Origin of the sequence: Microcoleus sp. K1-B1, from assembly GCF_036704705.1 — a bacterium.
Lineage (GTDB): Bacteria > Cyanobacteriota > Cyanobacteriia > Cyanobacteriales > Microcoleaceae > Microcoleus.
Genome location: NZ_JAUBSH010000145.1, coordinates 1 through 10,884, shown reverse-complemented (window position 1 = coordinate 10,884; position 10,884 = coordinate 1). Strand labels below are relative to the sequence as shown.

The 10,884-nt window shown below is 45.8% G+C and carries 8 protein-coding genes; 1 reads left to right on the top strand and 7 read right to left on the bottom strand.

Annotated elements, in window-relative coordinates:
* Positions 1-25: 25 nt before the first annotated feature.
* From QUA83_RS29230 to QUA83_RS29205, 7 genes are all read right to left on the bottom strand, one after another.
* On the bottom strand, positions 26-1,684 hold the full coding sequence (locus tag QUA83_RS29230; protein WP_333297654.1) for a diguanylate cyclase domain-containing protein: 1,659 nt from the start codon (positions 1,682-1,684) through the stop codon (positions 26-28).
* 5 nt (positions 1,685-1,689) lie between these two features.
* Positions 1,690-2,505 carry an alpha/beta hydrolase gene (locus tag QUA83_RS29225; RefSeq protein WP_333297653.1) on the bottom strand — a complete coding sequence of 272 codons (816 nt, stop codon included), beginning with the start codon at positions 2,503-2,505 and terminating at the stop codon, positions 1,690-1,692.
* Positions 2,506-2,758: 253 nt separating this feature from the next.
* Positions 2,759-2,887 (bottom strand): EAL domain-containing protein, encoded by a 129-nt coding sequence (locus QUA83_RS30695; RefSeq protein WP_445301826.1) that lies wholly within the window; start codon positions 2,885-2,887, stop codon positions 2,759-2,761.
* Between the two features lie 78 nt (positions 2,888-2,965).
* The gene (locus QUA83_RS29220; RefSeq protein WP_333034675.1) at positions 2,966-3,133 is read right to left on the bottom strand and encodes a hypothetical protein; all 168 of its coding nucleotides are present in this window, start codon (positions 3,131-3,133) and stop codon (positions 2,966-2,968) included.
* Between the two features lie 527 nt (positions 3,134-3,660).
* Positions 3,661-5,223 carry a circadian clock protein KaiC gene (gene kaiC, locus QUA83_RS29215; protein ID WP_333034672.1) on the bottom strand — a complete coding sequence of 521 codons (1,563 nt, stop codon included), beginning with the start codon at positions 5,221-5,223 and terminating at the stop codon, positions 3,661-3,663.
* A gap of 346 nt (positions 5,224-5,569) precedes the next feature.
* Positions 5,570-5,884, bottom strand: a complete 315-nt coding sequence (gene kaiB, locus QUA83_RS29210) for a circadian clock protein KaiB (RefSeq protein WP_006632119.1) — start codon at positions 5,882-5,884, stop codon at positions 5,570-5,572.
* Positions 5,885-6,070: 186 nt separating this feature from the next.
* Positions 6,071-7,006: a circadian clock protein KaiA gene (locus QUA83_RS29205; RefSeq protein WP_333297651.1), complete on the bottom strand. Its 936-nt coding sequence runs from the start codon at positions 7,004-7,006 to the stop codon at positions 6,071-6,073.
* Positions 7,007-7,402: 396 nt separating this feature from the next.
* On the opposite strand from QUA83_RS29205, the gene QUA83_RS29200 reads away from it, so the two are divergent.
* Positions 7,403-10,651, top strand: a complete 3,249-nt coding sequence (locus QUA83_RS29200; RefSeq protein WP_333297650.1) for an ATP-binding protein — start codon at positions 7,403-7,405, stop codon at positions 10,649-10,651.
* Positions 10,652-10,884 lie beyond the last annotated feature (233 nt).

Below are 10,884 nucleotides of genomic sequence, written 5' to 3'. Positions count from 1 at the left end.
AAGTATTGAAGGAATACATTAGAAATCAAGAAAAGCCGTCCTCAAAGGACGGGGCTTGTATCCCATTTTCTTGGTCAGTGTCAAAAATCGAATCCCCACTGTAGTCGCAGGTCGCGGACTGATTGCGCCCCTGTTGCTTGGCACGGTAGAGTGAACGATCGGCGATCGCAATCAAGTCAGCCGATGATAGTTCCGAAATCGGAATTAAGTTGGCGATACCCATACTAATAGTAACTACATCGCTCACATCAGAGGTTTTGTGAGGAATATGTAAAGCTTGAATAGCAGCGTGAATCCGTTGGGCCACCGAACTCGCTCCTTCAATATCTGTATTAGGCAAAATGATGGCAAATTCTTCTCCGCCGTAACGCGCCACTAAATCCGCCGGACGGTACACCACCTCTTGCACCGTCTGAGCAAGTTTGAACAGACAACTATCCCCCATTTGATGACCGTAGGAATCATTATAACGTTTGAAATAATCCACATCAAATAACAAAAGAGAAATAGGTTTTTTTTCCCGGTATAGCCGCTGCCATTCATGCTCTAAGCGGTCATTAAAACAGCGACGATTAGCAATTTGAGTCAACCCATCAATATTTACCACTTGTTCTAAGAGATGAGTAGCGCGGGCTAGTTCTTCGTTAGAGAGTGCCAGTTGTTGATTAATTTCTCTCATCCGCGCTTGAGCCTGCTGCCTTTCTGCCAATTCCTTCTGCAACTTCTGAAAAATATCCGCTTGTTTAATGGCGATCGCTAACTGATTAGCAATCTGTTTAACAAGGTCAACTTCAAATTCTTCCCATTGCCGAGGCGCAGAACATTGATGAATACATAACAACCCCCACAAATCTTGTCCATTGAGCAACGGCGCAACTAAATTAGCCCGAACCGGAAATTGTTTCCAAAGAGCGCGGTAACAGTGTTGAAGGTCAATATTATTGATATTTTCTACTACCTGCGTTCTCCATTCTTGATATGAATCAGGATATTGTTCACCACCACACTGGTCGTTAAATTGATTTTTGCTTACCAATTTACATCCTTCGCCTACGGATTCTGAAACAAACTCACCATATCCAAATTTACTATCAGGATCGAACTTAAATATGCCGACGCGCTCGGCATCAAGAAACAAGCGAATATCCTGCGAAGCAATCTCAAAAATTGTAGACAAATCAAGAGATTGACGGATGTGTTGAGTAATTTCTTGAAGTAATATAGCCTTGTCGTACTGTTTCCGCAGGGCGATTTCTGCTTGCTTTTGGGCGAGAATAGCTGCCTCTGCTGCTTTTTTGGCTTTAATAATTTCACCCTCGTATAGGATACGCTGGCGGATACAGATCAAGATACAATTGTTGACGAAGTTTCCTCCCTGATTTCGACGCACAGCGTTGATCAGCATGGGTATATCACTACCCTGCTTTGACCTTAATGAGAAGTAAATTTCCTCTACTTTACCGTCGAGCTTCAACAGGGGGAAAAAATGGGTTTGAAAAAAAATCCGGCTGGCCATTGGCAGAATCGAGTCCATTTTCCGTTCCCGCAGTTCATCGGTTTCGTATCCGAGTAATTGCAGTAATGTGGCGTTGACCATGACGATCGTACCATCGTCCGCAAACGAGAGGAATCCACAGGGTGACGTGTTGAGTAGCTCGTCTATCTGGTAGGTCATGTTTGCCATACAAATCAGGTAGTATGAGGTACACTCAAATACTCCTTCATCATCTCGATCGTCTCTTGTGGATGACTCAGGTGCGGGCAATGTCCCGTAGCTTTCATCAGCCGTAGCGTACTTTTAGGTAGGTGGCGGTGGAGGTAATCCCCTACCTCGGTGGGAGCAATCACGTCATCAGCGCATTGCAATATCAGTGAAGGTACTGATACTTTGGGTAAATCACTGCGATTGTCAGAATAAAAAGTTACCTCGGCAAAGCGACTTGCAATCACCGGATCAGTGGAGCAAAAACTTGTCTCAAGTTCCTCACTTAACTCAGGACGATCCTCATTCTGCATCACCATTGGCGCCAGAAAGCTTGCCCAACCCATGTAATTTTTCTCCATGATATCGAGGAGATCCTCAATATCTTTGCGCTCAAACCCTCCGTAATAGTTTGGTAAATCATTGATGTAGCAGGGTGAAGGCCCTAGGAGAATCAGGCGCTTAAAGTAATTAGGAGCTTGAATTGAGGACAGGATGCCGATCATACTGCTGACCGAATGACCGACAAAAATCACATCAGTCAACGCCAATTCTTCACAAATATCAAGGACATCCTGAACATATCCATTGAGGTTGCTGTACCGTTCATAACTGTAGGCACTAATATCAGACTGTCCCGAACCTACATAATCAAATAGGATGATTTTGTAGTCCTTCTCGAAGGCCTGTGTTACGAAACGCCACATATTTTGATCGCACCCAAATCCATGAGCAAACATCATCGTCTGGGTGCCTTGTCCTAACACTTTTATATTATTCCGTAAGAAAATTTTTTTAGTCATTTGAGCGACACGAGCATTAAATTAATTATAAGACTTTGGCGCGCTTTCATGAGGGAGGATTGATGATCCCACATAGTGGTAGACAACAATTCAGGATGTCGGATTAAATGAATAGCAAACTCAGCAATAGCCTACTTCCTCAACATATAACGCTGCCCGATTTCCTAGGCGCTCGATTGGAACTATTGTAATTGCGCTGGGGTTTCCAATCCTTCGGCAATTGTGCTGAGATTTAAGCGATGTGTCATTGCAACTATGGCTTTGGATCGCTGGCTAAATCGCGGACAAATGAGCGATCAATTTTGAGCGACTTCACCGGAAAATTTTTCAGGTTGTTAAAAGCAGCATACCCCGTCCCAAAATCATCTACATAAATCCCAATACCATGCTCCGATCATTGGCTCAAAAGATTGTAGCTAATGTCAACATTAAGCATCATTGCCGTTCCCGTAATCTCTAGCTATAGATATTTTGGCTTCATATCGGTGCGCTCAACAATGCGATCGCTCTTAGCGACTAAAGTCGGTTGGCTGAGTTGACGTGCCGACAAATTCACCGCGATATTAGGAAGAATTAGTCCTGCTGCTAGGCACTGCTGATATTGCCCGCAAGCTTGCTCTAAAATCAATTTGCTCTTCGGGCAATATCAATCCAGTTTTTTCGGCGATGGGAATATATCGATGGCCATGAACCCAAGCTAGTTCAGGAGAATGCCCTCCTACTATAACTTTAACACCAGCAAGGCTACGTGTTTGCCAATCGAGCTGAGGTTGATCATACAGCCAGCATTCGCCTTCCAAGGGCAATTCAAGAGATTTGCGATCGCCAGGGTATTGGATTTTTCCCAAGGTATTGTTGTTGCTGTGTAAAAACTATAGGTATTGGGTTCGATCGGCAATAAAAGCTCCTATTTCAGCACTTAAGAACTTGCAAAACATTGTCGCGGTTTCTATAGTGTTCACGGCGTTGCTTAATCAGGGTATGAAAAAAATAACTTGAAAATCGCGAAGTTTTGTGGATACTGGTTTCTCTGACTTGCATATTTAGCCCTTCATACCCTAAATCAGCAACGCCCACAAACTCCTCAAATTAAAAAAGTTGGGTTTCCTAGCTCAACCCAACCTATTTTTAATAACGACGAATTACTGCTAACTCTCAAATATCCTCATCGTCTTGACCTTGCACACCCTGGAGAATCCGCGATAGCTCACTCTTCTCATTAATTGTAATCCGACTAGGAGAACCGCTGATAATCCGTTCGTAACCACTGAACGAATCTTTAATTTGTGGCCCTCTTTCAGTAATTGTGTATTCTCTAATTCCTTTGTCGTGCCACGACCCCCGCATCTTAAACACATTAATTGCCCGCGACATTTCTCCTCGAATCTCTACATACTGCAACATGATAATCGTGTCAGTAATCGTAGAAATATGAGAGTCCGTAATCGAATGAGAACCCATAAACTGGTCGCTTGTATTCGTGAAAAAGCCGGTTATTTCTTCCTGCTTCGCAAAACCTGTCACTCCAATCACAAATTGCCTGAAAGCATTATTGCTGACACCCCTAGCTAAGGCCGACAGCGAGTCTATAGCAATTCGAGAAGGTTTGAACTCAGCAATTTCTGATTTAATAGTCTGCAAGTGGTCTTCCAAACCTGCCGATTCCGGGTAAGTACACAGCAGCTTTAGCAGTCCTTTCTCTTCCATTTCCTCAAAATCAATGCCCCAAGAATAAGCATTGCGGAACAACTGAGCACGCGACTCTTCATAGGCAAAAAGCAGCGCCCGATTGCCGTTCATACAAGCGTTCTGCAAGAACTTGCTCACCAATAGCGTTTTGCCTGTTCCCGTTGCACCCGTAGCCAAAATAATCGAGTCTTTGAAAAAACCGCCACCGCACATCTCGTCGAGAGTTTTATCGCCCGAAGAAACCCGCACGTTTGAAGATTTTTGAGTTAATCGCATCGCCCCCAATGGGAAAATATTAATTCCGTCATTAGTCATAGTGAAAGGATATTCGCCCTTCATGTGAGTTGTACCGCGCAACTTCAAAATTTCCATTGTGCGGCGGCGGCGTTCCCCTTCCAAAACGTTGCGAACAATCACTACATTATCCGACACAAACTCTTCCACTCCAAACCGCGCTACCGGGCCGTATTCTTCCACCCGTTCCGTCGTCATAACTGTAGTTGCTCCTACTTGTTTGAGGCGCGCAACTAAGCGAAAAATTTCTCGGCGCACCACCGATGCTGCATCGTACTGCTGAAATACGGCGGTAACAGAATCTATTGAAACCCGCTTGGCTTTGTACTTGCGAATGGCGTACTGAATTCGCTCAATTAAGGCTGATAAATCAAAATTTCCTACGATATCTTGACCTTCCGGGTCGGGGGAAGCGTCCAAAATAAATAGCTTGCCTTCCTCGATTAATTGTGCCAAATCCCAACCGAAACTGCAAGCATTTTTAATAATATCTGTCGGAGATTCTTCAAAAGTTACGAACACTCCAGCTTCGTCAAAATGGGTAATTCCATTATAGAGAAATTGTACAGCAAATAAAGTTTTTCCCGTTCCTGATGTGCCGCTGACTAGGGTGGTTCTGCCGAGTGGCATTCCGCCGTGACTGATGTCATCGAAACCCTCAATCATCGTGCGAATTTTTTCAACTCCTGGCGTTACCAATCCTTTTCGTTGAACCGTTTGACTAATTTCATTCATGTCGATTTTTGTCAACTCTCAGTATTCTTTAGTTGTCACTCATTAACCGCCGATCATGAGTCTTTGTACCCAGCTTTTAGTTTTGGCTCTTGCTCAATAACTAATGACTGCTGACTGCTGACTAATGACCCCGCCCAAAAACCGATACCGTGCCACGTACTCCTGTCGTGGAAAAATAAAAATTTTAGACTTTTGTTCAACCTCCCAGATTCATCTGTGGAGTAAATCTAAAATCTAACATCGTTCGACGCTCGCGCGACTCGACGCTTCGACTGAGCGCTCGCCGAACGTTTCACGCCAAACCGAAGTCTCAAATCTAAAATCGACTGACTCTCACCTGATTATCTTATGAATTCAGGTCTTCTTCGCGAAGTTCTTCATAGAGCAAATCTAATCCTATCAGAACTTTCTCACGATCGGACAAATCGCCAATAATTTTTCGCACCGGCGGCGGCAGGATTTTGGCCAGCGTCGGGGTTGCCAATATTTTGTCCTCTTCTGCTAGCTGAGGGTTTTTGAGAACATCTATGACTTTCAGCGCGTAGACACCTTGAAATTCTTGTTCTAGGATGTCCTTTAGGGTTTTCAAAGCTCGCACTGAGTTGGGAGTATTCCCCGCAACGTACAGCTTCAGAACGTAGGTTTTCTTCAGAGGACTCATGAACTTTTTTAAATGTTGAGTATTAGTTGTCAGATGTTAGTTGTAGTTGTTATTTGTCTTAAATCCGCTGTTCTTTGTTATTTTATAATAATTTCCGCCTCGCGCTCGCGCGGCAGTTAGTCGGCTCCTTTGTTTTTTGTTAGATTCTACCTTCTACCTTTTTTTTTAAATTAGGCCGAATCCCTTCTACATTCTACCTTGAGAGGTCTCTTTCGGAATCGATCGCCGATACATCTCGCACATATGAGCGATCGCGTCAATCAGGGTCAAACGGTAATCCAGCAATATTTCCTCGCTGCGCCCTTCTATTTTTAGCTGTTTAGCAAACTCGTCCATTAATTCCATGTGAATCTCTACAATTTGAGTCACGGGAACGTCCGCAAAAAAAGCCAAATTCACAAATTCATCTATTTGATTGTTGACCGCAGCATCTTGAGAAAAATAATTCAAAACGATGTCGCGATAACTTGACTTGAGTTGCTCCAAAAACTTTTGCTTCTCTGGTACCGACAGATTTCTCAAAAAAATCTGGGAATTTCTTTTATAATACACACCTAAGTATCCTAATCGCTCCCGTAGTTTTTCCGCCAGTCGCCGCTGCTGTCGGCTGAGCAAACTTTGAGCAGTCAATTGGGCTGTCGCATCGACCGTTACGGATTGGTAATTGACAGGAACCGGAGTTGAAAGTTTCAGAAATTGTGCGATCGCCCGATCGATACCTGCAGCTATTTCGCTCGATCGAGCGATTGCCAGTTGCACCTCAGCAGGGTGATAAAAAAAAGCACAGCTTTCGTCTTGACTATTGTTTGCGCTACTGGCTGCGGCCTCAAAACCATCTGAATATGGTGCTTCGTGCCTGCCATCTACCGGCGCGTGAGGCGAAAAAATCACAGCAGGCAAAAAGAGCGATCGTTCTTGCAGCTTGCCCAGAAGCGATCGCAGAGCCCCATCCACCTCCAAAACCAAACAATCAAGGTGATAATTGTGCTTAAGGAACCCCAAAAGCTCCACTGCCGACTTAATGTGCGTTAAAGTATAGCGTTCCCCTCTCAAAAGCTCGATCGCAGAGGCTGCGATTTCCTCAGAGCGGACAAAAATACCGATAGAAAGTTGAGGAAGCAAAGCTGTAGGTGCACCACCTAAGTTGCCTGAAAGTGCTGGATCGCTCAGAGTTGATATCTCCTTTACAAAAAACTTAACATTTTAACAATCATCTCAACATTTATTTTAACCAATCTTAACCGCAAAATAAGAGATGCGCTTCTACCAGAAGAAGAATCAAAGTGTACTCCGTGGTTTTTGTGTCAAGCACCCTGAGCGTGATTTCTGCAATTAAGCTTAAGCCTTAAAATAATTGCTAGTCGCCTCAAATCAGGCGTAGGCATCGAACTCCCCGGTCTCGGTGCGGATACCGAGCCTGATAGCGAACTGATATAAAACAAATAAGATACAGAAATTCGCAGCTACATTGAGCATCAAAAATATTACTGCTCTCGCGAGCAGACTCTCAGGTTTGTTATGCCACTCACCACCCCCAGTCTCAAAAATTTTATCGAGCCAGTGCCGCTGTGCCTCCAAACGGGTGCGCTAGAATCGCTGCAGTCAATTTTCAGCTCCTGCAACTGCGATCGAGTCGCAGTAGTCAACGAACAGTTACAACCGCTGGGATTAGTCTACCTCCGCAGCCTTTGGGCTTGGGCAGCCGATCGTACAAACGACGGGCAGCAACCTTTGTCAGAAAGCTCGATCGCGATCGAACCAGTCAGGGCATTACCCGCCACTATGAGCGTCAGCGAATTCTGGGAGTACCTGCAAACAGAGGAACAGAACACCCCAGCCCGGCCAAACCGCCAAACCGCCTGCAGTTCCTCAAACAGCCCGATCGCCGTCACAGATGCCAGCGGTCAATTTTTAGGAATGCTAGACAGCCTGAGCCTGCTGCAATTCGCCGCACTCAACAGCAGCTCGCTCTGCAGCCTCACAGAGCAGGAAACAACCGTCAAAGAAATCGAATTAAAACCGGTTTCCGAAGCCATCGCCACCGCCCTAGACGCTCAATTGCGCTTTTTAGAAGCAGGATTGAAACCTTCTGAAAACCTGAACTCCCTAGTTGAACTGTTGGAAAAACTGCCCCTGCCCCTGAGATTGCAAACCCCTACCGCACAAATAGTCAGCCAAAACGCAGCGTGGCGGATTTTGCTGGGAGCAGGCCCAGAACCAGTTCCAGAACCAGCAGCAAATTTGGGTAAACACTCGCCCCGCAAACCAAGCAATTTAACAAGCGAATACAAGAGCGTGCAGTTAGACGCCATCACCAAAGAATGCAGGAGCCTAGTAGGAGCAAATAGATCGGGCGATTTGCGGGATAGCTTCGCCGCGCGTGATTCAACCGCAGCAACCAGTTGTCCGCTGCCCCTGTACGCTGCTGCCTCCCCCTCAACATTAACCGCTCCAGCTTGGTGTCCCATGGCCGGCAAACCAGACACCTACATTTGCGAGTGCCCCGTACAAAAAGGTCAAGAACGGATCTGGCAATTTGTCAAACAACCGCTCTCAGACAAGCTAATTTTAGTAATGGGACAAGATGTCACCGAAGAACATTTAGTCGCAAAAGAACTAGCAGCGAAAAACGCAGATTTAATCCACCTCAACCGACTAAAAGACGAATTTTTATCCTGCATCAGCCACGAACTAAAAACCCCGCTCACCGCCGTCCTTGGTTTGTCCAGCCTCCTCAAAGATAAATTGATCGGAGAACTAAACGATCGCCAAACACGCTACGCCAAACTAATCCATAAAAGCGGGCGACATTTGATGACAATAGTTAACGATATATTAGACTTAACCCGGATGGAAACCGGGCAGCTAGAACTAATTCCCGAAGCAGTCGAAATAGCATCAACCTGCCAAAGAGCCTTTGAACAAGCAAAACAACTGCAACAGCAAGAAGAAAAAAACCCTCCCAGCGCGAGTCCAACTGACGGTACAGCAAACGCAGAACCCTCCGCCCAAATAGAATTTACACTCGAAATAGAACCGGGACTGAGCCACTTAATTGCCGACGAACTGCGGCTGCGGCAAATGCTGGTTAACCTCCTTTCCAATGCCCTAAAATTCACCGAACTCGGCGGCAAAATCGGATTGAAAGTAAATGTTTGGGAAGGCTGGATCGCATTCACAGTTTGGGACACTGGCATCGGCATCCCGGCCGACAAACAGCACCTAATCTTTCAGAAATTCCAACAGCTAGAAAGCCCCCTCACCCGCCGCTTTCAAGGAACCGGACTGGGACTGGTACTGACTCAACGCCTAGCTCGGCTGCACGGCGGAGACGTTTCATTTATTTCCTCTGAAAACCAAGGCTCTCAATTTACCCTGCTGCTGCCGCCAAGTCCTCCGGGAAACAGCGAAGAAGTCCCGGCATCTGGAGCAGACGAGGAAGAATTATTAAAACCCCAATATCAGACTCCGATCGCCAATTCTCGCTCTCGTTTAGTATTAATAGTCGAAGCAGTTCCTAAATATATCGAAGACTTAACCAACGTCATCTCAGGTTTGGGCTACCAAGTAATAGTCGCCCGTTCCGGCACCGAAGCGCTGGAAAAAGCTCGCAGGTTCAGTCCCGAAGCGATTTTCCTCAACCCGCTGCTGCCACTGCTGTCGGGTTGGGACGTGCTGACGCTGCTCAAGAGTGACCCGGATACCCGATCGATTCCGGCGATCGTCACGGCCACCAGAGGCGAAAAAGAACGGGCCAGTGTCAACAGAGCCGAAGGCTTTTTGAGCTTGCCGGTGGAAGAACCCGCTTTGCGGCGGCTGCTGACAGACTTGATCGGCCACAGTAATGGCAGTACGGGCAAAGTGAAGAGTTCTTTAACCGTATTGTGGCTCAGCCCGCAAAACAGTTCGTCTCAAGGTTCCGCTTTACTGCTCAACCCCAACTACTGCCGGGTTTTAGAAGCAGACGACCTCGGCCAAGCAGAACTCGTGGCCAGAATTTGGCGGCCCGACGCGATCGTCTTGGATGGTACAAGTCAACTGCAAAACCCCTTAGCTTTTATCGAACAGTTAAGTCGGTCTCGAAATTTGGGTTCTCTCCCCTTGGTGACTTTAGACCCCCGCACTACGCAACTGGCAAATCAAGTCAAAGGATTGTCGGTATTTCCCTGTTTAGCCACTAGCAGTCCCGACGACGGTGAAACTTCACCAACCGGGTTAATGCCAAGTGCTTTGTGGCAAGTAATTCAAGTTGCTGCGGGCATGAGTTGGAAGCCCAGCATTTTATTTGCCGACATTTCGACTTTACCCGATTTGCACCGAACTTCTGGGAACCCGACGGGAGAATTGGAGCATTGCGATCGATCGACAAATGCCGAGATTCCCCTCCCCAATTCCCAGTTTTCTACTCCCAACTTTCAAGCTTTGATTCAGTACGTCCACACCGCAGGATTTCGAGGGTCGATCGCTCCCTGTTGGACAGAAGTTTTGCAGCAGTTGCAATATCAAAGCGTTGACTTAGTTTTGCTGTGTTTGCGAGATGCCCCCTCAGAATCAACCGCTATGCTGCAGGCGCTATCGAACCTGCGGCAAATGGCAGTAAAACTGCCAATTTTAGTCTGGGATTATCGGTCTGCTGTAAATTCGGAATCAGAGGCGATCGACTTTCTGCTGCAAGAAGTATCTGCCAAAATTTTGCCTTCTTCCTTATCGGCAGCACAATTATTAGATCGAATTCAACAGAGTTTATTAACTCACTCAATTTCCTGAAAATGAATAATAATTTACCAGGTTTATAGTGAGGAATTCACTCCTCTCTAAACCAGTAAAAGTAAACTTTTATTTATGAGCAAAAACAGAATGTAGTCACTCTTTAATGGACAACCGTAAAGGGTTATTTATTAACTCATTCAAGTTGATAATAACCATTTGTGACAAGTTAAGAAAAAGTGCAAATTGTCAAGGGGGTAGACAAAAAAAGGTAAAATAGGATGAAACCTTTA

Bases quoted from the DNA above. Each gene is read 5' to 3' on its own strand.
- QUA83_RS29230 (WP_333297654.1), bottom strand. From the start codon at position 1,684: ATGGCAAACATGACCTACCAGATAGACGAGCTACTCAACACGTCACCC.
- QUA83_RS29225 (WP_333297653.1), bottom strand. From the start codon at position 2,505: ATGACTAAAAAAATTTTCTTACGGAATAATATAAAAGTGTTAGGACAA.
- kaiC (WP_333034672.1), bottom strand. From the start codon at position 5,223: ATGAATGAAATTAGTCAAACGGTTCAACGAAAAGGATTGGTAACGCCA.
- kaiB (WP_006632119.1), bottom strand. From the start codon at position 5,884: ATGAGTCCTCTGAAGAAAACCTACGTTCTGAAGCTGTACGTTGCGGGG.
- QUA83_RS29200 (WP_333297650.1), top strand. From the start codon at position 7,403: ATGCCACTCACCACCCCCAGTCTCAAAAATTTTATCGAGCCAGTGCCG.